The 26,766-nt window shown below is 41.0% G+C and carries 21 protein-coding genes and 1 other annotated feature; of the genes, 17 read left to right on the top strand and 4 right to left on the bottom strand.

All coding sequences use genetic code 11. The annotated features are described in order from the left end of the window. Positions 1–35: 35 nt before the first annotated feature. From leuC to yihA, 8 genes are all read left to right on the top strand, one after another. Entirely contained in the window at positions 36–1,445 is a 1,410-nt protein-coding gene (leuC, locus tag ACQKL5_RS00725; protein WP_427606005.1) for a 3-isopropylmalate dehydratase large subunit, read from the top strand. Between the two features lie 32 nt (positions 1,446–1,477). Beyond that, positions 1,478–2,077 (top strand): 3-isopropylmalate dehydratase small subunit, encoded by a 600-nt coding sequence (gene leuD / locus ACQKL5_RS00730; protein WP_427606586.1) that lies wholly within the window; start codon positions 1,478–1,480, stop codon positions 2,075–2,077. Positions 2,078–2,243: 166 nt separating this feature from the next. After that, positions 2,244–3,272 carry a tetratricopeptide repeat protein gene (locus ACQKL5_RS00735; protein WP_427606007.1) on the top strand — a complete coding sequence of 343 codons (1,029 nt, stop codon included), beginning with the start codon at positions 2,244–2,246 and terminating at the stop codon, positions 3,270–3,272. Positions 3,273–3,458: 186 nt separating this feature from the next. Beyond that, positions 3,459–4,751: a trigger factor gene (gene tig / locus ACQKL5_RS00740; protein ID WP_427606008.1), complete on the top strand. Its 1,293-nt coding sequence runs from the start codon at positions 3,459–3,461 to the stop codon at positions 4,749–4,751. 435 nt (positions 4,752–5,186) lie between these two features. Next, the gene (clpX, locus tag ACQKL5_RS00745) at positions 5,187–6,455 is read left to right on the top strand and encodes an ATP-dependent protease ATP-binding subunit ClpX (protein ID WP_427606010.1); all 1,269 of its coding nucleotides are present in this window, start codon (positions 5,187–5,189) and stop codon (positions 6,453–6,455) included. A gap of 179 nt (positions 6,456–6,634) precedes the next feature. Continuing rightward, positions 6,635–8,305, top strand: a complete 1,671-nt coding sequence (gene lonB, locus ACQKL5_RS00750; RefSeq protein WP_427606012.1) for an ATP-dependent protease LonB — start codon at positions 6,635–6,637, stop codon at positions 8,303–8,305. 228 nt (positions 8,306–8,533) lie between these two features. Next, the gene (lon, locus tag ACQKL5_RS00755) at positions 8,534–10,855 is read left to right on the top strand and encodes an endopeptidase La (protein WP_427606014.1); all 2,322 of its coding nucleotides are present in this window, start codon (positions 8,534–8,536) and stop codon (positions 10,853–10,855) included. Then, the gene (gene yihA, locus ACQKL5_RS00760; protein WP_402874633.1) at positions 10,852–11,433 is read left to right on the top strand and encodes a ribosome biogenesis GTP-binding protein YihA/YsxC; all 582 of its coding nucleotides are present in this window, start codon (positions 10,852–10,854) and stop codon (positions 11,431–11,433) included. Before lon ends, yihA begins: the two co-directional genes overlap by 4 nt. A gap of 71 nt (positions 11,434–11,504) precedes the next feature. On the opposite strand, the gene ACQKL5_RS00765 is transcribed toward yihA, so the two are convergent. Then, a complete protein-coding gene (locus ACQKL5_RS00765; protein ID WP_427606016.1) occupies positions 11,505–11,987 on the bottom strand; it encodes a LiaF transmembrane domain-containing protein in 483 nt (160 codons plus the stop codon). A 244-nt stretch (positions 11,988–12,231) separates the two neighbouring features. Between ACQKL5_RS00765 and hemA the strand changes: the two genes are divergently transcribed. The 8 genes from hemA to ysxE all read left to right on the top strand — a co-directional run bounded on the left by hemA (position 12,232) and on the right by ysxE (position 21,453). After that, entirely contained in the window at positions 12,232–13,578 is a 1,347-nt protein-coding gene (hemA, locus tag ACQKL5_RS00770; RefSeq protein ID WP_427606587.1) for a glutamyl-tRNA reductase, read from the top strand. Positions 13,579–13,600: 22 nt separating this feature from the next. Continuing rightward, positions 13,601–14,419: a cytochrome C assembly family protein gene (locus ACQKL5_RS00775; RefSeq protein ID WP_427606018.1), complete on the top strand. Its 819-nt coding sequence runs from the start codon at positions 13,601–13,603 to the stop codon at positions 14,417–14,419. Between the two features lie 9 nt (positions 14,420–14,428). Beyond that, positions 14,429–15,361, top strand: a complete 933-nt coding sequence (gene hemC / locus ACQKL5_RS00780) for a hydroxymethylbilane synthase (protein WP_427606019.1) — start codon at positions 14,429–14,431, stop codon at positions 15,359–15,361. Then, positions 15,361–16,137, top strand: a complete 777-nt coding sequence (locus ACQKL5_RS00785) for a uroporphyrinogen-III synthase (RefSeq protein ID WP_427606020.1) — start codon at positions 15,361–15,363, stop codon at positions 16,135–16,137. The genes hemC and ACQKL5_RS00785 overlap by 1 nt, the downstream gene beginning before the upstream one ends. Positions 16,138–16,152: 15 nt before the next feature. Next, complete coding sequence (hemB, locus tag ACQKL5_RS00790) at positions 16,153–17,145, top strand: porphobilinogen synthase (RefSeq protein WP_427606022.1); 993 nt, start codon at positions 16,153–16,155, stop codon at positions 17,143–17,145. 37 nt (positions 17,146–17,182) lie between these two features. After that, positions 17,183–18,472 (top strand): glutamate-1-semialdehyde 2,1-aminomutase, encoded by a 1,290-nt coding sequence (gene hemL, locus ACQKL5_RS00795; protein WP_427606024.1) that lies wholly within the window; start codon positions 17,183–17,185, stop codon positions 18,470–18,472. A 162-nt stretch (positions 18,473–18,634) separates the two neighbouring features. Continuing rightward, positions 18,635–20,287, top strand: a complete 1,653-nt coding sequence (gene spoVID, locus ACQKL5_RS00800; RefSeq protein WP_427606025.1) for a stage VI sporulation protein D — start codon at positions 18,635–18,637, stop codon at positions 20,285–20,287. 128 nt (positions 20,288–20,415) lie between these two features. Further along, complete coding sequence (gene ysxE / locus ACQKL5_RS00805) at positions 20,416–21,453, top strand: spore coat protein YsxE (protein WP_427606027.1); 1,038 nt, start codon at positions 20,416–20,418, stop codon at positions 21,451–21,453. A 57-nt stretch (positions 21,454–21,510) separates the two neighbouring features. Here the strand turns inward: ysxE and ACQKL5_RS00810 are convergent, their stop codons facing one another. Further along, a complete protein-coding gene (locus ACQKL5_RS00810; protein WP_427606588.1) occupies positions 21,511–21,663 on the bottom strand; it encodes a hypothetical protein in 153 nt (50 codons plus the stop codon). A gap of 278 nt (positions 21,664–21,941) precedes the next feature. Further along, positions 21,942–22,167: a binding site (T-box leader), on the top strand. Positions 22,168–22,210: 43 nt separating this feature from the next. Between ACQKL5_RS00810 and ACQKL5_RS00815 the strand changes: the two genes are divergently transcribed. Beyond that, positions 22,211–24,862: a valine--tRNA ligase gene (locus ACQKL5_RS00815; protein ID WP_427606028.1), complete on the top strand. Its 2,652-nt coding sequence runs from the start codon at positions 22,211–22,213 to the stop codon at positions 24,860–24,862. A 54-nt stretch (positions 24,863–24,916) separates the two neighbouring features. On the opposite strand, the gene ACQKL5_RS00820 is transcribed toward ACQKL5_RS00815, so the two are convergent. Next, the gene (locus tag ACQKL5_RS00820) at positions 24,917–25,762 is read right to left on the bottom strand and encodes an ATP-grasp domain-containing protein (protein ID WP_427606030.1); all 846 of its coding nucleotides are present in this window, start codon (positions 25,760–25,762) and stop codon (positions 24,917–24,919) included. Then, positions 25,762–26,673, bottom strand: coding sequence for an ATP-grasp domain-containing protein (locus ACQKL5_RS00825; protein ID WP_427606032.1), 912 nt, complete (start codon positions 26,671–26,673; stop codon positions 25,762–25,764). Before ACQKL5_RS00825 ends, ACQKL5_RS00820 begins: the two co-directional genes overlap by 1 nt. Between the last annotated feature and the right edge of the window lie 93 nt (positions 26,674–26,766).

Here is a 26,766-nt window from a genome sequence, read left to right on the forward strand (position 1 = left end):
TTAAAAAACTATAAATTTGATTGAGGTGGATAGATGTGGGTAAATCAATAATTGAAAAAATATGGGATCGCCATATTATAAATGAAGAGGAAAATAAACCGGATTTATTGTATATAGATCTTCAATATATTCATGAAGTAACATCCCCTCAGGCATTTGAAGGTTTAAGGTTGAAAGGGCGCAAAGTGAGAAGACCGGATCGAACCTTTGCAACAATGGACCACAATGTACCGACTGTAAATCGCTACTTCATTCAAGATGATATCGCAAGAAAACAGTTGGAAGCACTCGATAAGAACTGTAAAGAATTCGGCATCCGACTTGCTGATTTAGACAGCCCAGAACAAGGGATCGTGCACGTTATCGGCCCGGAATTAGGTCTTACACAACCTGGTATGACGATTGTTTGCGGAGATAGCCATACTTCTACGCATGGGGCATTCGGATCGATTGCCTTTGGAATAGGTACAAGTGAAGTGGAGCATGTTTTGGCGACACAATCGCTTTGGCAAACAAAACCGAAAACGTTAAAGCTTGAAGTTAATGGGAAACTTGGTCATGGTGTCATGGCGAAAGATGTCATTTTATATGTCATATCTAAATTCGGTGTCGACTTTGGAACAGGCCATATCATTGAATACTGTGGGGAAGTCTTTGAAGAAATGTCGATGGAAGAAAGAATGACAGTATGCAATATGTCGATTGAAGGGGGAGCAAGGGCAGGGTTAGTGGCCCCGGATGAAACCACTTTCTCCTATTTAAAAGGGCGTAAATATGTGTCGAAAGGGGAAGAGTTCGAACGTTGTGTCCGGGATTGGAAGTCACTCGCTAGTGACACGGATGCGGTGTATGATCGTGAAATCATCCTTGATGGCAGCTTGATTTCACCGATGGTCAGCTGGGGAACAAATCCAGGTATGGCTAGTGGAGTAGACGAAAGTGTACCAACTTCTTCGAGTAATATCAATGATTCGAAAGAGCTCGTCCGTGCGCTTGAATATATGGGGCTTCAGGAAGGAATGGCAATTACGGATATTCCTGTTCAACATGTATTTATTGGTTCGTGTACGAATTCCCGGATTGAGGACTTACGCCAGGCAGCTGAGATGGTGGAAGGCAGAACGGTTAAAAAGGGTGTTCGGGCAATGGTAGTACCAGGTTCACAAAGTGTAAAGAGACAGGCGGAAGAAGAGGGCCTGGATGAAATTTTCAAGTCTTCGGGTTTTGAGTGGAGGGAATCAGGTTGTAGCATGTGCTTGAGCATGAATCCTGATGCTGTACCTTCTGGTGAACATTGTGCTTCCACTAGTAACCGGAATTTTGAAGGGCGCCAAGGAGCAGGAGCAAGGACCCATCTAGTAAGCCCGGCCATGGCGGCAGCTGCAGCTATATATGGGAAGTTTGTCGATATAAGAAATTTACAAAAAATAGAACAAGTCCATTAATTAAACAAAACAGTTGGAGGTGCAGAATGGAAATGGAACCCATTACGATATATAAAGGAAGAGCGGCGGCACTAAATCGCAAAAATGTGGATACCGATCAAATCATTCCAAAACAATTTTTAAAACGCATTGAACGTAGCGGCTTTGGTGAATTCTTGTTCTATAACTGGCGCTTTGATGAAGAAGGATATGAACGCCCTGATTTTGAATTGAATCAGCCTCAAAATCGTGATACGTCCATTTTAATTGCAGGAGAAAATTTTGGCTGTGGTTCCTCACGGGAACATGCACCGTGGTCGTTAAAAGATTATGGTTTTGATATTGTCATCGCCCCTTCTTATGCCGACATTTTTAAAAGCAATTGTATGAAAAATGGGATGGTCCCCATTGCCTTAAGCCAGGAGCAAGTCCAGTACCTTATGGAGAGGGTCTCTGCCCCTGACTATGAATTGACAATCGATCTTCCTAATCAAACCGTGGTAGATGGCCAAGGCTTTGAGGCGAGCTTTGAAATTCATCCATATTGGAAAGAAATGTTGGTTAAAGGCTGGGATGAAATCTCAATCACCCTTCAGTATGATGAGAAAATAACTGCTTATGAAAAACAAAAAGATGCACTTTCTAGCGTTTAAAGAAAATAGGTTTCGAGCTTCCTTATTGACATAAAATAGGAAGCTCGTTTTTTTTGTGGATAAATAATCAACTATAGACCATCACGGAGGGGTCATTGATTTTTGAATTTCGTTCTATTACATGCTAAACTGTCTTTCAAAAGTGAACGGCGAGGTGAAAACTAGGATGGATCATAATAATGGAAAGAACCAGGATGATTCCAAGGTCATTGCCTTTCCAAACCTAGGGGAGAGGCTAATCATTAAAGGGTTGGATGAGCTTGGGAACAGGAATTTTAAAGAGGCAGCTCTCCTCTTCACTCAAGCACGGGAATTTGAGCCGGAGAATGATGAAGTCTGTATGGGTTTAGTTGTATCGCTTGTAGAGCTTGAACATTATGAAGAGGCCAAAGAATTGTGTCAAGAGATGCTTAATAAGGGAATCGGGGACTATTTTCAATTGATTAACATCTATTTAATGGTCCTTCTACAATTAAATGAACATGAGGATATGATTACGACGATTGAACTTTTGTTTGATGAAAATCAAATACCGTTCGACCAAGAAGAGCATTTTGAAAAGATGCTCCATTTCAGCAAAAGGGCACTCGAAGAGAAAAAAGAGGAATCCGACAGGGGTAAACAGCTTCTTGAAGAAGAACTGCAGCAGGAAGAGTTGTTCGGTGGGAAAACGGATCAAGACATGTTGCTTGTGATATCAAAACTAACGAATCTAAACATTCGACCATTTATCCCTCAAATCGAGCAGTATCTTCAAAGTGAAGGACAACCATTTTTCAAAACGATGCTTCTTAACATCCTTATTGATCAGGAATATAACGAAAAAGTGATCGTTCAAAAATTCGGTGAATCCCAGATCGTCATTCCGAGTAAGTTGGAAGAATGGAAGGAAACGAGTTTTTATAAAACGATAAATGCCCTGATTGAAGAAGAAATCAGTCAGAAAAACCCGAGTTTATTTAAAATGGTGCACAGTTTAATTGAACGGCATTCATTTCTGTTATATCCATTTGAACCAGAACAACAAAAGATACCAGTATGGGCGGCTGCCTATCATGCGTTAGCCGAACAGTATATGACAGGGGAAGATATGGTTCAGAAAATAGCGGATAATTATTCCGTTGGTGGGGAAGCGGTTACGAATATTCTAGCCACAATAAAAGAAATCGAAGAAATTTCTTACCCCATTATTTAACCTATTGCTGTTGTAACAGTTTAAACCTGTGTTATAATGTAGTGGTTGTAATGTATAATCGTCTAATTTTGACGAATTCCCAATATTTTTCTTGGGTATATTTGAAGGATGACTTGTTAAAACTTGCAAAGCATATTCATCCAATGCTTATTATTGAAGTATATAGATCTTTTTGGAGGGAAACACATGTCTGTAAAATGGGAAAAACAAGAAGGTAATCAAGGCGTATTAACAATCGAAGTAGATGCTGTAAAAGTAAACGAAGGTTTAGACGCAGCATTCAAAAAAGTAGTAAAACAAGTAAACGTACCTGGCTTCCGTAAAGGTAAAATGCCACGTCAAATGTTCGAAAAGAAATTCGGCGTAGAATCATTATATCAAGATGCTCTTGATTTCATTCTTCCTGATGCGTATGCAAATGCTGTCGAAGAAGCTGGAATTCAGCCTGTAGATCGTCCAGAAATCGACATCGAAAAAATGGAAAAAGGCGAAAACCTAATCTTCACTGCAATTGTAACTGTTAAACCTGAAGTTAAATTAGGAGATTACAAAGGTGTTGAAGTAGAAAAATTCAATACTGAAGTAACAGAAGAAGACGTTGATAATGAATTGAAAGCAATGCAAGAACGTCAAGCTGAACTTGTCGTTAAAGAAGAAGGACAAGCTGCAGAAGGCGACACAGTCGTTCTTGACTTTGAAGGATTCGTTGATGGCGAAGCATTCGAAGGTGGAGCTTCAGAAAACCATTCTTTAGAAATCGGTTCTAACTCATTCATTCCTGGATTCGAAGAACAACTTGTTGGTCTTGAAACAGGTGCTGAGAAAGATATCGAAGTTACTTTCCCTGAAGAATACCATGCTGCTGAACTTGCAGGTAAACCAGCTGTATTCAAAGTGAAAATTCATGAAATCAAAACAAAACAACTTCCTGAGTTGGATGATGAGTTCGCGAAAGACGTTGACGAAGAAGTTGAAACGTTAGCTGAACTTAAAGAAAAAACTAAACATAAATTAGAGCATGACAAAAAACATGAAGAAGAAAACTTCGTACAAAACACTGTAATTGGTAAAGCTGTTGAAGGTGCAGAAATGGACATTCCTGAAGCTATGATTTCTAATGAAGTAGACCGCATGATGAATGAATTCTCTCAACGCATTCAATCTCAAGGCCTAAACTTAGAACTTTACTACCAATTCTCAGGTCAAGACGAAGAAGCTTTAAAAGCACAAATGAAAGAAGAAGCTGAAGGACAAGTTCGTACAAGCTTGACTCTTGAAGCAATCGCAGAAGTTGAAAAAATCGAAGCAACAGACGAAGACGTTGAAGCTGAACTTGCTCAAATGGCTACAATGTACAACATGGAAGTTGAAGCGATCAAACAAGCTCTTGGAAACTTAGAAAACATCAAAGGCGATCTTAAAATTAAGAAAGCAATTGACTTCTTGGTGGAAAACAGTAAAACAGTTGAAGCAAAATAATTTATTCTTAAGTAACGGTTTGTAAATATTTTCTTCAAAAAACAAGGCGCGAGTAATCGTGCCTTGTTTTATACATATTAAGAATTTGTTGGTAATTTTAACTATCAGATAGTTTCTGATTGATTTTTTTTTCATTTCAGTGTAGATTAGTTCTAACACGGCATATACATATTTATACAGAAAAACCTATTTTTAAAAACAGAAGTGTTTGGATATACTGATAAATGGAAACATACATATGAAATGAGATTCTGTACTTATTGGACAACTTGCTAGTGAGCGTTTTTGTTACAAAATATCCAAGAACATGATAGAATGCAAAACATACTAGGAATTTTGGAACGCTTAAGTAGTTATGGATCTGCTCCAGTTTGGAACAGATGCCATATACATCGCTAGAGTTGGAAGGAAGAGTATTTAAAGGGGTGAACGTACATGTTTAAATTTAATGATGAAAAAGGACAATTAAAATGTTCTTTTTGTGGAAAAACTCAAGAACAGGTCCGTAAACTGGTAGCTGGTCCAGGTGTATATATTTGTGACGAGTGTATCGAGCTTTGTACTGAGATTGTTGAAGAAGAGCTGGGTACGGATGAAGAAGTAGAATTCAGAGACGTACCTAAACCTAAGGAAATCCGTGGGATTCTAGACGAATATGTGATTGGACAAGAACAGGCTAAAAAATCTCTAGCTGTTGCTGTTTATAATCATTATAAGCGTATTAATTCCAATAGCAAAGTTGATGACGTCGAGCTTTCTAAAAGTAACATCGCTCTTATAGGGCCGACAGGAAGCGGGAAAACGCTTCTTGCTCAAACGTTAGCGCGTCTATTAAACGTTCCTTTTGCTATTGCTGATGCAACTTCATTAACAGAAGCTGGATATGTTGGGGAAGATGTAGAAAACATCCTTCTTAAATTAATCCAAGCAGCAGATTACGATGTGGAAAAAGCGGAAAAAGGAATCATCTATATCGATGAAATCGATAAAGTGGCCCGTAAATCCGAGAATCCATCTATTACACGTGATGTTTCCGGTGAAGGCGTACAGCAAGCCTTGCTGAAAATTCTTGAAGGCACGGTGGCTAGCGTACCGCCACAAGGTGGGCGTAAGCATCCTCATCAAGAATTCATTCAAATCGATACAACGAATATCTTATTCATCTGTGGTGGTGCTTTTGACGGCATCGAACCAATCATCAAACGCCGTTTAGGTCAGAAAGTTATTGGCTTTGGTTCTGATGTTAAAAAAGATGATATCGCAGAAAAAGAATTGCTTTCTAAGGTTCTTCCTGAAGATTTACTTCGTTTCGGTTTAATTCCGGAATTCATCGGCCGTCTTCCGGTAATTGCTACATTGGAGCAATTGGACGAAGCAGCTTTGATTGAGATTCTGACAAAACCGAAAAATGCTCTTGTGAAGCAGTATCAAAAATTACTTGAGCTGGATGACGTAGAATTGGAATTCGAACAGGAAGCACTAAGTGAAATCGCTAAAAAAGCGATTGAACGAAAAACAGGTGCACGTGGACTTCGTTCCATCATCGAAGGAATTATCCTTGAAGTGATGTTCGATCTTCCATCACGTGATGATGTTGCTAAATGTGTTATCACAGGTAACACAATCGCGAAAAATGAAACACCGAAACTTGTACTTAAAGATGGTACTACCATCCAAGGACAAGAAAAGAAAACTTCTGCTTAATGTAATAGTCACAAAAACTGCCAGTTCGTCTGGCAGTTTTTTTGTGCTTTTTCATCAAAGTGAGCCCATGCGATTTAATGAATAAACACCAAAATTTACATCCCTAATTTATTGGATTATTTCGCCCTCTACTAGGAGATACTATCAGAAATGACTAGGCAGTAGCAGGAGGGAAAATGATGAATTGGACAGGGATAGCATTATTTATTCAGCTGTTTTTTGGGATTGTGATTGGTTTATATTTTTTGAATTTATTAAAAGGTCAACGGACGCAAAAAGTTTCTATTAATCGTGATTCACGAAAGGAAATGGATCAGCTACAAAGGATGAGGTCCATCTCATTAACGGAGCCATTGGCTGAAAAGGTGAGGCCAATTACCTTTAAAGACATCGTCGGGCAGGAAGATGGCATCAAATCTTTAAAAGCTGCTTTGTGCGGTCCGAATCCTCAGCATGTAATTATTTATGGTCCTCCTGGAGTAGGAAAAACGGCAGCAGCAAGGATCGTTTTGGAAGAAGCCAAGAAAAATGGGAAGTCTCCTTTTAAAAAGTCGGCGGTCTTTATCGAGCTGGACGCTACGACCGCTAGATTCGATGAACGGGGAATTGCCGATCCATTAATAGGCTCTGTTCATGACCCGATTTATCAAGGGGCAGGAGCCATGGGGCAAGCAGGTATCCCTCAACCTAAACAAGGGGCCGTCAGTAATGCTCATGGTGGCGTGCTATTTATAGATGAGATTGGGGAACTCCATCCCATTCAGATGAACAAGTTGTTAAAAGTGTTGGAGGATCGAAAAGTTTTTCTCGAAAGTGCTTATTATCAGGAAGAAAATCAAAATATACCTACCCATATCCATGATATTTTTAAAAATGGCCTTCCTGCTGATTTTCGTTTGATCGGTGCTACCACCAGAACCCCAAATGAAATTGCACCGGCCATTCGGTCGAGATGCATTGAAGTGTTTTTCCGTGAACTTGATCGTGAGGAAATCGTATCCGTGGCTAAAAATGCTTCAGATAAAGTAGGTATTACTATCAGTGAAAAAGGGCTTGAGTCGATATCGGATTACGCCCGAAATGGCAGGGAAGCCGTCAATATGATTCAAACATTGGCTGGTATCTCCATCAATGAAAATCGTAGTTTCATTAGGGAAGAAGATATTGATTGGATGGCTCATAGCAGCCAATTAACGCAGAGAATGGACCGGAAAATAGAATCTAGCTCAAAAATCGGTCTTGTCAATGGTCTAGCAGTATATGGTCCTAATAGTGGTGCATTGCTGGAAATAGAAGTGACCGTGATGGCGGCTTCTAATGATAAAGGGTCAATCAATATCACAGGAATTGTCGAGGAAGAGAGCATTGGTGGTGGAAATGGGAAATCCATTCGTCGCAAAAGCATGGCCAAGGGATCGATAGAAAATGTTATCACCGTCTTGCGTTCAATGGGCGTACCGGCGGATCAATTTGATATTCATGTTAACTTCCCGGGAGGTAGCCCTGTGGATGGTCCGTCAGCGGGTATAGCGATGGCAACGGGCATTTATTCGGCCATCTATAAAATCCCTGTGGACCATATGGTAGCGATGACTGGAGAGATTAGCATTCATGGCGGAGTTAAACCGATCGGAGGCGTCATTCCAAAGATTAAGGCAGCGAAATTGGCTGGGGCGAAGACCGTTATTATCCCGGCGGAAAATATGCAACCACTTCTGCAAGAGATAAAAGGGATAGATATTATCCCTGTTACAAATGTGAAAGAAGTATTGGATAAGGCGCTTAATAAAGAGTTGATGTCAGAACAAATATTAGCTTCCTTGGAACCGTCCAAGAAAGAAAGTGTATAAGAGTAATACCCCGGTTTGAAAAAGACCGGGGCATTTTATGGATTCGGCAGAAAAATAACGATGAGTTCCCGCGTGCTTTTTCTGCCCAAATTGGAGATAATAAAAGCAAATGTACCCGTCAAGGGAAACAAATAGACACTTCTATATAAATAGGATAGAATTGTTAAAAGGTTGATAACTTGGGTAAATAGTTTACAACGACGATACTAAATTTGGAGGTGTCAGGAAATGACTGATCAAGAAATCATCGTTCCCCTCCTGCCGCTAAGAGGACTGCTTGTATATCCAACAATGGTACTTCATTTAGATGTAGGCCGAGATAAATCGGTACAAGCCCTTGAGAAAGCAATGGTGGAAGACCATCTTATATTTTTGACGACACAGAAAGATGTTTCGTTAGATGAACCTGGTGAAGAGGATTTATTCACCATGGGAACATTAACAAAAGTAAAACAGATGCTGAAACTTCCAAATGGTACCATCCGCGTTTTAGTGGAAGGTTTGAACCGGGCAGAGGTTAGTGAATTTTACGATTATGAGACACATTATGGTGCGAAGGTTAAAATATATGAAGACAGTGATGAAAAAGATGCTGAACATCAAGCGCTAATGCGCACTTTGCTGGATTATTTTGAACAATACATAAAGATGTCCAAGAAAATAACTGGTGAAACGTTCTCTTCCACTTCTGATATTGAAGAGCCGGGTAGACTGGCTGATATTATTGCTTCACATTTGCCATTAAAGCTGAAGGAGAAGCAAGAAGTACTTGAGACCATCGATATGAAAGAGCGCTTAAGCCGTGTGATTGAAATCATCAATAACGAAAAGGAAGTCCTCTTCCTTGAGAAAAAAATCGGTCAGCGTGTCAAACGTTCCATGGAGCGGACCCAAAAAGAATACTATCTCCGGGAACAAATGAAAGCCATTCAAAAGGAATTAGGAGATAAAGAAGGTAAAACAGGTGAAATTGCTGTCCTTACTGAGAAAATAGATGAAGCCGATATGCCCGCGCATATTAAAGAAACGGCTTTAAAAGAATTGGATAGGTATGAAAAAGTTCCATCCAGCTCAGCTGAAAGCTCCGTCATCCGCAATTATATCGAATGGTTGATATCGCTTCCATGGTCAAATGCCACGAAAGATGACCTTAATATTCACAAAGCGGAAAAAATACTTAACCGTGACCATTATGGGTTGGAAAAAGTAAAAGAACGGGTGCTTGAATACTTGGCGGTCCAGCAGTTGACTAATTCGTTGAAAGGACCGATTCTATGTTTAGTAGGCCCTCCAGGAGTCGGAAAAACAAGCTTGGCCAAGTCAATTGCTTCATCATTGAACCGAAAGTTTGTCCGCATCTCCTTAGGAGGCGTGCGTGATGAATCGGAAATCAGGGGACACCGCCGCACTTACGTAGGCGCAATGCCTGGTAGAATCATTCAAGGGATGAAAAAGGCTGGTACCATAAATCCGGTATTTTTATTGGATGAAGTGGATAAGATGTCCAATGACTTTAGGGGAGATCCATCGGCCGCAATGCTTGAGGTCCTTGACCCTGAACAAAACCATAATTTCAGCGATCATTATATTGAAGAAACGTATAATCTTTCCAAGGTCATGTTCGTCGCAACAGCAAATAATCTTTCTACAATTCCAGGACCGCTTCGTGATCGTATGGAAATCATATCGATTGCAGGGTATACTGAGTTAGAGAAGCTTCATATTGCCAAGGATCACTTACTGCAGAGACAGTTGGAAAACCATGGTCTATTGAAGACACAACTGCAAATTCGTGAAGAAGCCCTTACTAAGATCATCCGTTACTATACACGGGAAGCCGGTGTTCGTAGTTTGGAACGGCAGCTTGCCAGTATCTGCAGGAAGACGGCAAAGATCATTGTTTCCGGAGAGAAAAAACGAGTCGTGATTTCTGATAAGAATGTCGAGGAGTTTTTAGGAAAAACGATGTTCCATTATGGACAGGCTGAAGCCGAAAACCAAATCGGTGTTGCTAATGGATTGGCTTACACCTCGGTCGGTGGGGATACATTGCAGATCGAGGTATCTTTATCACCAGGTAAAGGCAAGCTCATTTTGACAGGGAAACTCGGGGATGTCATGAAAGAATCTGCTCAGGCTGCTTTCAGTTATGTACGTTCGAAAACCGAGAAACTCCAAATTGATACGAACTTCCATGAAAAGTATGATATTCATATTCATGTTCCAGAAGGAGCCGTTCCTAAGGATGGTCCATCTGCAGGCATCACGATTGCAACAGCGTTGATATCGGCTCTTACTAATAGGCCGATCAGAAAAGAGGTAGGCATGACAGGCGAAATTACATTACGTGGACGGGTTCTCCCAATCGGCGGCCTTAAGGAAAAATCCTTAGCGGCTCATCGGGCAGGGCTTACGAAAATCATCATCCCGCAAGATAACGAAAAGGATATTGATGATATCCCGGAAAGTGTCCGTAAAGAATTAATATTTGTTCCAGTTTCACATGTTGATGAAGTCCTTGAGCATGCATTGGTAGGTGTGAACGAATGAAAGTGACAAGTTCAGATATTGTCATCAGCGCCGTGAAGCCTGAACAATATCCTAATACACCGATTCCGGAATTTGCCTTAGCGGGCCGTTCAAATGTTGGAAAATCCAGTTTCATCAACAAACTAATCAATCGGAAAAATTTAGCGCGTACCTCCTCTAAACCAGGAAAGACGCAAACGCTAAATTTCTATATCATAAATGAGGCCATGCATTTTGTGGATGTACCTGGTTATGGATATGCGAAGGTTTCTAAAAGCGAACGAGACGCGTGGGGGAGAATGATCGAAACATATTTCACATCCCGTGAACAGCTTCGTGCAGCGATATTGGTCGTTGATTTACGTCATCCTCCGACTAAGGATGATATCGCCATGTATGAATTCCTGAAGCATTATGATTTGCCAAGAATCGTGATAGCGACGAAAGCAGATAAAATCCCAAAAGGCAAATGGCAAAAACATTTAAAAATTACACGTCAAACGCTAAATCTGGAAAAAGAAGATGAATTGCTTCTTTTCTCTGGTGAAACAGGCGAAGGAAAAGAACAAGTCTGGGGCGTTCTGAAAAAGTATATGTAACGAGAAATAAGACATTCCAGTTAGTGGAATGTCCTTCTCTTTTCATGAAAAGGTCTCCAATTGGAGGCCTTTTATTTTTTTCGAAGTAAGATATAAACACCAATTGCAATTATGACAAATGGCCAAAATTTTTCTATATTATAAGTGCTTGTTTCGAGAATGTCGAAGGATGATGTGATTTTATCATAAAATAAAGTGAGGATCGCAATGACGAATAGAATCATCCCATGCATCATTCCCGTATTCGTTTTACGGGTCCTTAGAATAAATCCAAGAGAAATGATTAAAATAAAGATACCAAGGCTATCTGGCCACAATTCCAGATTATTGGCAATGTGGAAATGGGCACCGAACCCGAGCAGGATGACACCTGGAAGAATTGATTCGTATTCATTCCCACTGTAGGCCTGAGTTAAAAAGGCAATACCAACGATACATAATAATGTAGGCCAGCTAAAGAAACCTGGGAAAATTTCAATTTGTGAATGTTCAAGAAAAAAATAAAGTCCGAAACCTATTAAAATGATTCCGGGAAAAATCCGTTGCTTTTTCATTTCATCCTCCTAACAATTCGATTACTTGAAGTTTTTTGGTATTTTTGTTATGGTTCTTTTGTACACAATGTCGAAATATGTATTTTATATATAATACAGCTACTACCCTGTCATTGAATCATGGGTTCTAGCTTTCTTATTATGGTAGCATACGTTCATAAACTGTTCATATATTTTTTTGTATCAGTTTTTGTACATGTTATAATGAATTTACATGAAAAATTTTGGGGGTGCAAAACAAAAGGTGCATATTCTAGCGGTTGGTATCAATTACAAAACTGCCCCTGTAGAAATTCGGGAAAAATTGTCGTTTAATGAAGCCGAACTTGCCGAGGCAATGAAAGCTCTTAAAAATAAAAAAAGCATATTGGAGAATGTCATTATCTCCACTTGTAATAGAACGGAAATCTATGCGGTAGGTGATCAACTTCATACTAGCAGATATTATATTAAGGAATTTCTTTCAGAATGGTTTAACCTCGATAAAGAGGAATTCTCTAAATATCTGTTTTTCTATGAAGGGGACGGGGCTGTTGAGCATTTATTCTCTGTTACGTGTGGCCTGAACTCCATGATTCTGGGAGAAACGCAGATTTTGGGACAAGTTCGTTCAAGTTACATGTTAGGACAGAAGGAAGATACAATAGGTACGGTTTTTAACCATCTGTTTAAACAAGCACTTACACTTGCCAAAAAAGCTCATTCAGAAACGGAAATCAACACGAATGCAGTTTCTGTAAGTTATGCGGCAGTCGAACTGGCGAAGAAAATTTTTGGTGGCTTAAGTGGCAAGAATGTCTTGATCCTTGGTGCAGGTAAAATGGGTGAATTGGCCATTCAAAATCTTCACAGCAATGGTGCGGATAGCATTACAGTCATTAATCGTACCTATCAAAAGGCTGTTGATCTAGCTGAACGATTTGACGGAAAAGCCAAACAGCTTCAGGAACTGCAATGTGCTTTAGTGGAAGCTGATATCTTAATCACTTCCACTGGTTCAAAAGATCTTCTCGTCACGAAGGAAATGATGACATTCGTGAACAAATTGCGTAAAGGTCGCCCTATCTTCATGGTGGATATCGCTGTTCCACGTGACTTGGATCCGGCATTGGCGGAGATGGAAAATGTATTCCTATACGATATCGATGATCTTGAAGGTATCGTGCAAGCAAATCTCGAAGAACGCAAAAAAGCTGCTGAAAAAATTGATCTAATGATTGAATCGGAGATAGTAGATTTCAATCAATGGATTAACCTGTTAGGTGTCGTTCCGGTCATTTCGTCATTACGTGAAAGGTCGTTGTCGATTCAAAAGGAAACGATGGAGAGTATAGAAAGAAAGCTCCCTCACCTAAGTGATCGTGATAAGAAGGTCTTGAACAAGCATACGAAAAGCATCATTAATCAAATGCTAAAAGATCCGATTTTATATGCTAAAGAACTTGCAGAGCAACCAAATGCAAAAGAGCAATTGAATAATTTTGTGAAAATCTTTCATTTAGAGGAATTGGTTGAAGAAAAAATGGTAGAGGACAATGAAACAGAACAACAAGCAAAGTCTTCCCTGCTAAACCCAGTTCCTGTCCATTAATGAGGTAGATATGGAATTACTAATGACAAGATTACATGAAGGTACTGTACTGTTATATGCGGTCAGTATGCTTTTATATTTTTTTGATTTTCTAAATAATAACCAGAAGGCTAATAAAGTAGCCTTCTGGTTGCTTTCTATTGTTTGGGTGTTGCAAACAATTTTTTTATTTCTTTATGTAATGAAAACGGGTAGATTTCCAATCATGACGGTTTTCGAAGGTTTATACTTTTATGCCTGGCTCCTCGTTTCATTCTCATTGATCATTAATCGCTTGTTGCGTGTGGATTTTATCGTCTTCTTTACTAATCTACTTGGTTTTATGGTGATGGCTATTCACACATTTGCCCCAGTACAGATAGAATCCGAAGTCCTTGCTCAAAAGTTGGTTTCTGAGCTATTGTTGATCCATATCACCTTTGCTTTGCTATCTTATAGCGCTTTTACACTTTCCTTTGTGTTTTCCCTACTCTACTTGATTCAATATGACTTATTGAAGCGGAAGAAATGGGGGAAACGGTTACTTCGACTTGGAGATTTGACAAAGCTTGAATATTTGTCTTATATTCTGGCTGTAATTGCGGTTCCTTTATTAGGAGTTTCTTTGATACTAGGCATACAGTGGGCAAATTTAAAATTGCCGGGTGTATCTTGGTTGGACATGAAAATTATCGGCTCATTTGTTATATTGATAGGATACAGTGTTTATTTATACTTGAAAATCCGTAAACAAATCTATGGCAGAACCCTAGCCTTCTTGAATATCGGTTTTTTCATGATTGTATTAATTAACTTTTTCCTTTTTGGAAGTCTTTCATCATTCCATGTTTGGAATACATAGGAGGAAACTATGAGAAAAATCATTGTCGGTTCTAGACGTAGTAAATTAGCGATAACACAAACCAATTGGGTTATTAAGCAACTTAAAGACCTGGGTCTACCCTACGAGTTCGAAGTAAAGGAAATTGTCACGAAGGGTGACCAAATTTTAGATGTGACGCTTTCCAAAGTAGGTGGTAAGGGACTGTTTGTTAAAGAAATCGAACAGGCCATGCTGAGTGGAGAGATTGATATGGCAGTACATAGTATGAAGGATATGCCAGCTGTTCTTCCGGAGGGTTTGACCATCGGTTGCATTCCGCCTAGAGAAGATCATCGTGATGCTTTGATTTCCAAGAACCATGAAACACTGTCTGAACTGAAACCTGGCTCCATTGTTGGAACAAGCAGTTTGCGCCGCAGTGCTCAAATTCTATCGAGAAGACCGGATCTTGAAATCAAATGGATCCGCGGAAATATCGATACACGTTTGGATAAGTTGAAAAATGAAGAGTATGACGCCATCATTCTAGCTGCAGCAGGTCTTTCGAGAATGGGTTGGAAACAAGACGTCGTAACGGAGTTTTTAGATGAAGATATTTGTTTACCGGCTGTCGGTCAAGGAGCTCTTTCCATTGAGTGCCGTGCAGATGATCATGATTTACTTTCTGAACTTGCAAAATTCACATGTGAGAAAACGAAAAAGACAGTTGAAGCTGAACGCGCCTTTTTAGATAAAATGGAAGGTGGATGCCAGGTTCCCATTGCTGGATTAGCGGTTGTAAAAGAGGATGGAGATGTTTCCTTAACGGCTTTAGTTGCTTCCCCGGATGGAAAAGTGATTTATAAAGAGATGGCCGAGGGCCCTAATCCTGAAGCTGTTGGTCTTAAAGCTGCTAAACTAATCAGTGAATTCGGTGGTAAACAGTTAATCGATCGTGTCAAAGAGGAGCTCGATCAGTAATGACGCCTTTTTTGCCTCTTAAAGATTATCGGATTTTAATCACCAGAGGAAAAGGCCAGACTGAGGGCTTACAAACTTTAATAGAAAAAAATGGGGGTACACCTCTATTGGTGCCGTTGCTTGATTTTACCCTTCCAGATCATTTGGGAGAGGTGAAAGAGCGGTTAAATCAATTGAACAGCTATGACTGGATCGTCTTAACAAGCAAAAACGGTGTGGACTTTTTGTTTGAACTTTTGGGTACGCAACTTGATGTTCTACCCAAAATAGCGGTCATCGGGTCAAAGACGGAAGAAGCCTTGAATAGGTATGGATATGAAGCCGACTTTATCCCGTCTGAATATGTTGCGGAACGCTTTGTTACAGAGTTCGTTAAGCTGCTTGAACCTGGCGGTCGTGTCCTTCTAGCGAAAGGGAATCTCGCACGTACAGTCATAGCTGAGGCCATCAATGAAAAAGGTGCGTTGTGTGATGAAATCGTTATCTATCACACCATACTTCCCGAAAAGAGCGCAAGAGAACTGGTTCAACTGATCCTGAGTAGGGAACTTGATATCATTACCTTTACAAGTTCATCGACGGTAAATCACTTCATTCAAATTATTGAACAATATGAATTGAATACATACATAGAGGATCTTATCATTGCCTGTATCGGACCAATTTGTGCGAAGACGGCAATGAAACATGGATTACATGTTTCTGTTTGTCCAGATGTATACACAACAGAAGCGATGGTAGAGGAAGTTATAAGATATATTGGTAAAGAAAATTAAAGGAGGAACCATAAAATGAAAGATATCCCATTCGATCGTCACCGCCGCCTGCGTGCAAGTGCTGGCATGAGAGCTTTGGTTCGTGAAACACACTTACATAAAGAGGATTTGATTTACCCAATTTTCGTCATTGACGGAGAAAACGTAAAAACCGAAATCAACTCTATGCCGGGCATATATCAGTTGTCATTGGATAACCTAGCTGCAGAGATGGACGAGGTCGTGAGTCTCGGTATTAAATCCGTCATTTTATTCGGTGTTCCATTTGAACATGATAAGGATGAAGAAGGCACTGGTGCCTTCCATCATAACGGACTTGTCCAACAGGCAACCCGACTCATCAAAAAGCAATACCCTGAAGTCTTGGTCATTGCCGATACATGCCTATGTGAATATACAAGCCATGGTCACTGTGGAGTGGTTGAAGGTGACAAAATCCTTAATGACGCTTCGCTGGACCTTCTAGCTAAAACGGCTATCAGCCAAGCTGAAGCAGGGGCTGATATCATTGCACCTTCAAACATGATGGATGGATTTGTTGCGGCCATCCGTACAGGCCTGGATGAAGCGGGTTATGAAGATATCCCAATCATGTCATATGCCGTGAAATATTCTTCCGCTTTTTATGGACCTTTCCGTGATGCAGCGAATGGAGCTCCTCAGTTCGGTGATCGTAAAACATACCAAATGGACCCGGCAAATCGTCTAGAAGCTTTCCGTGAAGCAGAATCAGATGTGAACGAAGGTGCCGACTTCCTAATCGTGAAACCGGCTCTTTCCTATATGGATATCATCCGGGATATGAAAAATACTTATACACTGCCAATCGTGGCTTATAATGTTAGTGGAGAGTATTCAATGGTGAAAGCTGCAGCCCAAAATGGCTGGATTGATGAGAAAGCAATCGTCATGGAGATGATGACGGGCTTTAAACGTGCAGGTTCTGACTTGATCATTACCTATTTCTCAAAAGAGATAGCACGCTGGATTGATGAAGATAATAATTGATGAATAAATAATATAGTTTAGAAATGGGGACTGAAGCATGCGGTCATACGAAAACTCGAAAAAAGCGTTTGCCGAAGCAAAAAACTTGATGCCAGGCGGCGTGAATAGCCCTGTCCGTGCCTTCAAATCAGTGGATATGGATCCTATTTTCATGGAACGTGGAAAAGGTTCAAAACTGTATGATATTGATGGCAACGAATATATTGACTACGTTCTTTCATGGGGCCCACTAATTCTTGGCCACACGAATGACCGTGTTGTTGAGGCTTTGAAAAAGGTAGCGGAATCCGGGACAAGCTTCGGTACTTCTACAGAAATCGAAAATGAACTAGCTAAGCTGGTCATTGAACGTGTCCCTTCCATCGAAATGATTAGGATGGTGTCTTCCGGAACGGAAGCCACGATGAGTGCGCTAAGGTTAGCACGTGGCTATACAGGCCGTGATAAAATCTTGAAGTTTGAAGGGTCCTACCATGGCCATGGCGATTCCTTGCTGATTAAAGCCGGATCTGGTGTAGCTACGCTTGGCTTGCCAGATAGCCCAGGTGTTCCAGAGGGGATTGCAAAGAATACCATTACAGTACCTTATAATGATCTTGCGGCCACTCAATATGCGTTTGAACAGTTTGGTGAAGATATTGCATGTATCATCGTAGAACCTGTTGCTGGGAATATGGGTGTCGTGGCACCACAACCTGGTTTCCTAGAAGGACTGCGTGACTTGACCACTCAATACGGGGCATTATTGATCTTTGATGAAGTCATGACTGGCTTCCGGGTGGGTTATAACTGTGCTCAGGGTTACTTTGGTGTTAATCCTGACTTAACGTGCCTAGGCAAAGTAATCGGTGGTGGTTTGCCAGTCGGTGCTTTTGGCGGTAAACGTTCCATCATGGAGCAAATAGCTCCGAGCGGCAACATTTATCAAGCAGGAACATTATCTGGAAATCCGCTTGCTATGACAGCAGGGCTTGAAACATTAAGTCAATTGACTCCTGAATCGTATGATGAGTTTACCCGTAAAGGGGATATGCTCGAAAAAGGAATTGGCGAAGCAGCAGCACGCTATGGTGTTCCCATTACATTCAACCGCGCCGGTTCAATGATCGGGCTTTTCTTCACAAATGAAGATGTAGTGAACTACGATACTGCCAAAACTTCCGATCTGGAATTTTTCGCTTCGTACTACAGGGAAATGGCGAACCAGGGAATCTATCTTCCACCATCCCAATATGAAGGCTTATTCCTTTCCACTGCGCATAGCGATGAAGATATAGAAAAAACCATTGCTGCCGCTGAAACGGCTTTTGCTAAATTAAAAAAATAATCTAAAGGGTTTCCTCGACTATGAGGAAGCCTTTTTTATTTGTTTGATAGTAGAAGGCTTTGAACTTCCTTCTCATTGATAAATGGAATAATCAATGGGCTTTCTTCATAGATTGTTATTGGTATAGGTACTGTTTTCCTGAAGCTGAAAGGAGGAGTTGTCTTGTCGCAAGAAAATGAATCGTATTTGCGATTTTCTTTGGAAGAATCCGTTTGGTTTCATAAAGGACAGGAAGTGGCTGAACTTTATTCGATATCCCTTGACCCAAATGTGACGATCCAAGAAAGCGATCAATATGTGTTTATCCGAGGTTCCTTAGATTTAAGTGGTGAATACAAAGATTCGCAAAACGGTGAACCTGAGGAATATCCCCAAAGCTTTATGCCTAAAGCCGTTCAAAAGGTTGAGAGGCATCCAAATGGGCTCAATGAATTCACGCACCGTTTTCCGGTTGATATAACGATACCGAATAATCGAATCTCCTCGTTGGAGGAAATCGATATTGCGATTCAAAGTTTTGATTATGTCTTGCCGGAACGTAACTGCCTCAAATTGCAGGCGGATTTGTTGATAACCGGTATCTACAATGATTCCTACGTAGAAGAACGCACGGACATGGAGCAAGAGACTGAGGAGACAGAGTTTCTTGAAGAATCAGATGAAGAAAATGAATCATACATTCCATATGCGGCTGCTGAACCACCTGTACCAGATTTTCAACATGTATTTCGAAATGATGAGGAAGAGGGATTATATACTCCATTTTCCGCGGAAGCAAAACGAGTGGCGGAAGCAAAAGAGGATGACGAGGAAGAACCCGTTTATCTAAGCAATCAACATAATGCGCCCGTTTTTGATATCCCTGTCTCACCATTTCCAGAAGAGATGCAGTGGGAAACTGATGTTAACAGGCAGGACGATATTGAGACCCAGGTGAAAAGAAGGGTTATAGAAATTGAGGAAGAGAAAAATGAGGCTAATGATTCTAAGAAAAAAAGCCCGGTGTCAAGGTTTGAGACAGGAAAAACAGGAAATGTTGAGAAACAGGTAAAAAGGCGAATTGATGAGATAGAGGCCAATAAAGAAGGAAATGTCAAAGAACAGGTAAAAGGACGAGTGAATGAGATAGAGGCCGAAAAAGAAGCAAATGTCGAAGTAGTAAATAGACGAGTGCCAGAGTTACAGCCAGAGAACAAGGAGAGCGTAGAAGAGCAGGTAAAAAGACGAGTGGCGGAGATAGAAGGTAAAAAAGGAAAGCACATTGAAACGGAAGTAAAAAGAAAAGTGGCTGAAATAGAAGAAGAAAAGGAAGGGTCCGTATATCTGACGGATGTGGAAAGTGTTCCGGTTGTTAAAATTCCGGGATCTCCTCATCAAGAACAGGAAGTCATCGTCAACAGGCAAGATGATGACCATATAGAAGAAAATGAATCTCCAAGTCTTGAAAATGATTCGGAATCCCATTCATCTTTAAGCGATTTATTCAAACGAAGGGAAAAATCAGCACAACAGGTTAAGGAATTGAAAAACTATAAAGGCAGAAAAAAACAAAATGCAGAACAAGCTGATAAGGAAAAGCAGGATAATGCCGATAAGCAACATTCCATCATGGATCTTTTCGGGAGAAAGCAGGAAGAAGAACTGGTCAGGATGAAGGTTTGTATCGTTCAGCAGGGCGAAACGTTGGATGACTTGGCCCAGCGTTATGGTGTCACGGTCCAATCCTTACTTCTTAGCAATGAACTAGAATCGAACCAGAATGTCAACGAAGGGCAAGTCATCTACATCCCGAAGGCTATTGCCTATAAAAACTAAATGGCCAGCAGAAAGCAGAGCAAATGGCTCTGCTCCTGTTTTATTTTGCATACACAAAAGGGTTGGTTTAGAGAAAGTGAGTGAGTCTCGTGAGGGAAAACGAGAATCAGCAGCTGAATAATACTAGTATGGATAAGGATTCGGAATTTGTACTAAAGGAGTATGCACTCTACGTTCAATATATTGAGGATTTCGGACGGGTGAAAAAAGTGTATAGCGACCGCGGTACCTTTGCCTTGAAATCAATTACCCCTCATAACGGCATGGATTTTATCCGAAACATCCAAACGCTGTACCACCGGGGATACAATCGGATCGTTCCTATCTACCAAACGATGGATCAACGCTACGCCGTTCTTCATAATGGCCGCCTATATTACCTGATGCCTTGGTTGAATAATGAGGAAAATGGCGAACGGGATGAAAAGCATAAACAGATGTTCAGGGAGCTTGCAAGGATGCATACCCTTTCTGTGAAAGAGACAGAAGTGGATACAGATGAACGGGAAGCCCATTATGAAAGAACGCTGAGTGAATGGAATACTCAGAAGGAATTCATGGAAGAGTATATCATTACCTGTGAAAAGAAGTGGTATATGTCTCCATTTGAGATGTCCGTCTGTACCTTTTTTACGGACATAACCCAGGCATTGAATTACTCGATCAAAAAATTCGAAACGTGGTTCGAGAAAACCAAGGAAAGTGAAAAAGTGCGGACTGTCCTTACCCATGGAAAGGTTTCATTAAAGCATTTTGTATATGATGAACGGGGATATGGCTACTTCATTAATTTTGAAAATTCGAATACTGCGCCACCCCATTTTGATTTACTTCCTTTTCTGGTCAAAACAGCCAGGACCTATCCAGTCCAATGTGATGATTGCGTGGATTGGCTTTATAATTATCTTCGCTTTTTTCCTTTGAAAGAAGAAGAAATGTTATTGATGCAAAGTTATCTCGCCTTTCCGGGGACAGCATTGGAGGTCGTGAAGAATTACTCCGAGGGTAAAGGCCTAAGGACGGAACTAGATAATGTCACGAAGTTGCAAAGGCAATTCTGGCTCCTGAAGAATGTTGAATATATGGTGATGAAAGTAGAAGAGGTTGAAAAGCAGAAAAAGGAGGCAGCAGAGGCGGCCAAAGAGGAACAATCTCCCCCAAGCTAAATATACATGATTGGATATTCATCCATTCATGTATATTTTTTTGCTGTAGGGGAATAATTATATCCATTCTAAATATAAAGACATGGCTAAGAAAATAAAAGCGACCAACAGAAGCATATCGAAGAACGTTGGAAAAATTAACGTGCGAATTCCCTGAAATACGATAAAGGGGACAATGAACTGCTGACAAACACCGCGGAACCTTTTCATCCAAGGTGGCAAGGTATAAGGTGAATATTTTCTTCTCAAGATTGCACCTTCCTTTGTAGGACTTCTTTTATTGTATGGGAGGGCTTTAGAACATGTGAGAAATACGGAACATTCATGATACGCTGCTGATATAATAGAAGAAATCATGCTCCCATTATGAGCCTCCCTCATCAACTGGGGTCATACTTACAAAAGTAAACGAAAAGATGATTGACTGGAGCCCCCTTTTTTTTGTACTATATACTATATGCGATTAATGAATTTACATATGAATATAAATGAATGTAAAGACCGGAAATAGTAAGATGAAATGCCCTTTTCAGAGAGGAAACCATTGGTGCGAGGTTTCTAAGTAGGCAGCATCAGAAGTCGTCCGCGAGCAGTCTTCGTGAACCAGTAAGTAGCGAAGGCCGGTGAAGAGCCGTTATTCCATTTGAGAGCCGGGAAAGAATCTTCTTTTTCGGAAAAAAGGTGGCACCGCGAACAACTTCCTTCGTCCTTTTATGATGATGGAAGTTTTTTTTATGCCCAAAAGGAGGAAAACAACATGGAAGAAAACCAAATTTCAATGCCGACTAAATATGATCCGCAAGCGATAGAGAAAGGCCGCTATAAATGGTGGCTTGATGGAAAGTTTTTTGAAACAACAGGTGACGATAAAAAAGAACCCTACACAATCGTTATCCCTCCGCCGAACGTAACGGGTAAGCTTCATCTTGGCCATGCTTGGGATACAACACTTCAAGATATCTTGACGCGTATGAAGCGTATGCAAGGGTATGATGTGCTATGGCTTCCTGGTATGGACCACGCCGGTATTGCAACACAGGCGAAAGTGGAACAAAAGCTTCGTGCTGAAGGTGTTAGCCGCTATGACCTGGGTCGTGAGAAATTCGTGGAAGAAACTTGGAAATGGAAAGAGGAGTATGCAAGTCATATCCGTGAGCAATGGGCAAAACTTGGTCTCGGCCTGGACTATACCCGTGAACGCTTCACGCTTGATGCTGGCCTTTCTAAAGCGGTAAATGAAGTATTCGTTACCCTTTATAAAAAAGGGTTGATTTACCGAGGCGAATATATCATTAACTGGGATCCATCCACGAAAACGGCGATTTCTGATATTGAAGTGATTTATAAAGATGTTCAAGGTGCGTTTTACCATATGAAATATCCACTAGTGGACGGATCGGGAGAAATTGAAATTGCGACAACCCGTCCTGAAACGATGCTTGGTGATACGGCAGTTGCGGTACATCCTAAAGATGACCGGTACAAGCATTTAATCGGGAAAATGGTTCGTCTGCCAATCACAGGTCGCGAAATTCCAATCGTCGGCGATGATTATGTGGATATGGACTTCGGTTCAGGTGCAGTTAAAATCACACCGGCTCATGACCCTAATGACTTTGAAATCGGAAACAGACATAATCTAGAACGCATCCTTGTCATGCATGAAGATGGTTCGATGAATGAGAAGGCTGGTAAATATGAAGGAATGGACCGTTTCGAATGCCGTAAGCAAATCGTCAAAGACTTACAAGAAGCCGGAGTACTCTTCAAAATTGAAGATCACCTTCACTCTGTAGGCCATTCAGAGCGTAGCGGGGCAGTTGTTGAACCATATCTTTCTACTCAATGGTTCGTTAAAATGCAACCTCTTGCAGATGCAGCGGTTGACCTTCAAAAGAAATCCGAAGATGAAAAAGTCAACTTCGTTCCGGATCGTTTCGAGAAAACATATCTGCACTGGATGGAAAATATCCGTGATTGGTGTATTTCCCGTCAGCTGTGGTGGGGCCACCGTATCCCGGCTTGGTACCATAAAGAAACAGGCGAAGTGTACGTTGGACAGGAAGCGCCTGCTGATGCAGAGAACTGGGAACAAGATACAGACGTTCTGGATACTTGGTTCAGCTCCGCACTATGGCCATTCTCGACTATGGGCTGGCCGGACAAGGAAAGCATTGATTTCAAACGCTACTATCCAACCGGAGCTCTAGTTACAGGCTATGATATCATTTTCTTCTGGGTATCCCGGATGATTTTCCAAGCGCTTGAGTTTACGGGAGAGCGCCCATTCGAAGACGTTCTGATTCATGGACTTGTACGTGACGAACAGGGACGCAAGATGAGTAAATCTCTTGGTAATGGTGTCGATCCAATGGATGTCATCGACCAATACGGTGCCGATTCCCTACGGTACTTCCTATCTACAGGAAGCTCACCAGGGCAAGATCTTCGTTATAGCACGGAAAAAGTCGAAGCGGTTTGGAACTTCTCCAATAAAATTTGGAACGCCTCCCGCTTTGCCCTAATGAACATGAATGGCATGACGTATGATGAAATCGATCTAAGCGGTGAGAAATCTGTTGCTGACAAGTGGATTCTGACTCGATTGAATGAAACGATTTCAAACGTGACAAGACTTGCAGATCGTTATGAATTCGGTGAAGTGGGCCGCGTGCTGTATAACTTCATTTGGGATGATTTCTGTGACTGGTATATTGAAATGGCTAAACTTCCGCTATATGGCGAAGACGAAGCGGCGAAGAAAACGACTCGTTCGATTCTGGCATACGTGTTAGATAATACGATGAGATTGCTTCACCCATTCATGCCGTTCATCACGGAAGAAATTTGGCAAAACCTGCCGCACCAAGGCGAATCAATTACGGTTGCTGCATGGCCTGTAGTGAACGAAGCGTTAACGGATACAGATGCAGCCGAGGAAATGAAGCTGCTAGTTGAGATCATCCGTTCCGTTCGTAATATCCGTTCTGAGGTGAACACACCATTAAGCAAGAAAATCAACTTGATTCTAAAAGCAAAAGATGAATCAATTTTAGAAACATTAGAGAAAAACAGCAGCTATATCGAGCGCTTCTGTAATCCTGAACAATTGACAATCGGCATCGAGGTCGAAGAACCAGCACAAGCCATGACAGCAGTTGTAACGGGTGTTGAACTGATCCTTCCATTGACAGGCCTGATCAATATCGACGAAGAAGTGAAACGTCTTGAAAAGGAACTCGATAAGCTTAATAAAGAAGTAGAACGTGTACAGAAAAAATTAGGCAATGAGGGCTTCGTCAAAAAAGCGCCAGCAAGCGTCATTGAAGAAGAACGTGCCAAAGAAAAAGACTATAGTGAAAAACGTGATTCTGTCATTCATAGAATCAACGAATTGAAACAGCTTTAAAAAATCAAATAAGGATGAACCGGCTCGTAAGAAGCTGATTCATCCTTTTTTATGTTAATGAATGGAGAGTTTTTCTTTAATAAACAATAGGTACTCTTTTACAATATTCAAATCGCTGAGCGCACTTAAAGTCCGGCTACCCACTACATCCTCTATTTCGTTGAGCATGAAGCTGCCATCTTCGGCAAAAATGAAATCTATACCTACCATGCCAAAGTCAAAGGCAGCAATTACGCGTTCTACAAGGGTCTTTTCAGAAGCTGACAGCTCATATAAAGAAGCCGAACCGCCTAAGGTATAATTGGCCTTGAAGGTGGTGGATGACTCTCTAAGGACAGCTGCTATGATTCTCGTACCAATGACAAAGACACGGATATCCTTTCCGAATACTGCGGGTTTTTGAACAATCCATTTGCCATCAGGCAGTTCATGTAAATCTTTGTCTTGTTCGATTAAGAACACTTGTTTACCTCCACGTCCATGAATGTCTTTTGCGATAAAAGGATATTCCATATCTTCCGAACGTGGTTGACCATGGCAATAAACGGTATCGGCCATTGGAATGCCGATGGAAGTCAAATACTGATGCGTTTTTGCTTTGTCATTCGCAAGCTCTGAGATAATAGAAGAGTTAAAGCAAGCAATGTGTAGCTTTTCCAATTGTTTTGTCAAGAATGGATCAATGGTCCGGACTATTGCAAAATCCGGCAATCCTATTGGTTGCTGCTTATGTTCGACATACAGTTGATTCGATCGATGGCCGATTTGTATGTCTTCGCGATAGTATAAATGCAAATCAAGGTTGATTTTTTTTGCTTCATCAAGCATCCAATCTATGTATCCACTGTTTTTTGCGGCATCTTCACGGTTATAAATCAGCCAGCCTGTTCGTTTAACCATCAGGATTCCTTTCTTTTTCGAATGTCATCCATTACATAATCAAACATGCTGTCAGCGATGTTGATGCCCGTACATTCGTAAATATTGAGTAAATGCGAGTTCGAGTTCACTTCACATAATAGTGGTCCATCTGCCCCGAACAATAAATCAACGCCGGCAAAATCGACGCCCAAAATAGCGGCGCATCGGATGGCAAGATCACTTTCTTCTTTACTAGGGGTATACGGTGATGCTTTTCCACCAGCCGTCATGTTTGCACGGAAGTCATGCTCGGACTTACGATGCATGGAAGCGATGACTTGATTACCGACGACGTTCACGCGGATATCGCGGCCTTTACTATGCTCAATGAATTCCTGCATGATAAATGGCCTGTGCCCAAGCTTGTTGACCATTTCCAAAAATTCATGCTCTGAGTGGATTAAATACACCTGTTCCCCAAATGAGCCATATGCTTCTTTTACTACGAGAGGGTACCCAAGTTCGTTGCCAATTTTCTTGAACGCATCGAGATTCTTTCTTTCAATTCCTTCATAAGTAAAAGGGGGAAACAAGGTTTTTGGCATTGGGATTCCATGATTCGCTAGGGCTTGATGCGTCTTTGCCTTACTATCGCACACCTCGATTGCCGTGCTGCTGTTATATACAGGGAGGCCGAGTAATTCGAGATGACGGGCCAAATGAATATCTTTATCCATGAACAGGACAAAGTCAGGCAGTTTTTCAAATGTTCCTTTTAGATAGGGTGTACCATTTTCAATAACGGGAATCAAATCGGAATTACGGATAAGATCGGCTGATATCCCTTTTCTTACTGCGGATTCTTGTATGAATAAAGCCAAGCTAGAAAACTTTTCATGCTGCAGATAGCCGTTGACGACAATCCAACAGTGAATTGAAGAAGATTTCATGTGATTCACTACCTTTCATCTAGGTAAAACGTTAATATATTGATAAAATAATTTTAACGCATAAGAGCGGTATAAAGAAAGAGGAGGCTACTT

The organism is Peribacillus sp. NPDC097675, from assembly GCF_050277655.1.
Taxonomy (GTDB): domain Bacteria; phylum Bacillota; class Bacilli; order Bacillales; family DSM-1321; genus Peribacillus.

Bases quoted from the DNA above. Each gene is read 5' to 3' on its own strand.
- lon (WP_427606014.1), top strand. From the start codon at position 8,534: ATGACTGATCAAGAAATCATCGTTCCCCTCCTGCCGCTAAGAGGACTG.
- hemB (WP_427606022.1), top strand. From the start codon at position 16,153: ATGAAAGATATCCCATTCGATCGTCACCGCCGCCTGCGTGCAAGTGCT.
- hemL (WP_427606024.1), top strand. From the start codon at position 17,183: ATGCGGTCATACGAAAACTCGAAAAAAGCGTTTGCCGAAGCAAAAAAC.
- ACQKL5_RS00775 (WP_427606018.1), top strand. From the start codon at position 13,601: ATGACAAGATTACATGAAGGTACTGTACTGTTATATGCGGTCAGTATG.
- ACQKL5_RS00735 (WP_427606007.1), top strand. From the start codon at position 2,244: ATGGATCATAATAATGGAAAGAACCAGGATGATTCCAAGGTCATTGCC.
- leuD (WP_427606586.1), top strand. From the start codon at position 1,478: ATGGAACCCATTACGATATATAAAGGAAGAGCGGCGGCACTAAATCGC.
- ACQKL5_RS00810 (WP_427606588.1), bottom strand. From the start codon at position 21,663: ATGAAAAGGTTCCGCGGTGTTTGTCAGCAGTTCATTGTCCCCTTTATC.
- yihA (WP_402874633.1), top strand. From the start codon at position 10,852: ATGAAAGTGACAAGTTCAGATATTGTCATCAGCGCCGTGAAGCCTGAA.
- lonB (WP_427606012.1), top strand. From the start codon at position 6,635: ATGAATTGGACAGGGATAGCATTATTTATTCAGCTGTTTTTTGGGATT.
- ACQKL5_RS00785 (WP_427606020.1), top strand. From the start codon at position 15,361: ATGACGCCTTTTTTGCCTCTTAAAGATTATCGGATTTTAATCACCAGA.
- ACQKL5_RS00820 (WP_427606030.1), bottom strand. From the start codon at position 25,762: ATGGTTAAACGAACAGGCTGGCTGATTTATAACCGTGAAGATGCCGCA.
- ACQKL5_RS00815 (WP_427606028.1), top strand. From the start codon at position 22,211: ATGGAAGAAAACCAAATTTCAATGCCGACTAAATATGATCCGCAAGCG.
- tig (WP_427606008.1), top strand. From the start codon at position 3,459: ATGTCTGTAAAATGGGAAAAACAAGAAGGTAATCAAGGCGTATTAACA.
- clpX (WP_427606010.1), top strand. From the start codon at position 5,187: ATGTTTAAATTTAATGATGAAAAAGGACAATTAAAATGTTCTTTTTGT.
- hemC (WP_427606019.1), top strand. From the start codon at position 14,429: ATGAGAAAAATCATTGTCGGTTCTAGACGTAGTAAATTAGCGATAACA.
- ysxE (WP_427606027.1), top strand. From the start codon at position 20,416: ATGGATAAGGATTCGGAATTTGTACTAAAGGAGTATGCACTCTACGTT.
- ACQKL5_RS00825 (WP_427606032.1), bottom strand. From the start codon at position 26,673: ATGAAATCTTCTTCAATTCACTGTTGGATTGTCGTCAACGGCTATCTG.
- ACQKL5_RS00765 (WP_427606016.1), bottom strand. From the start codon at position 11,987: ATGAAAAAGCAACGGATTTTTCCCGGAATCATTTTAATAGGTTTCGGA.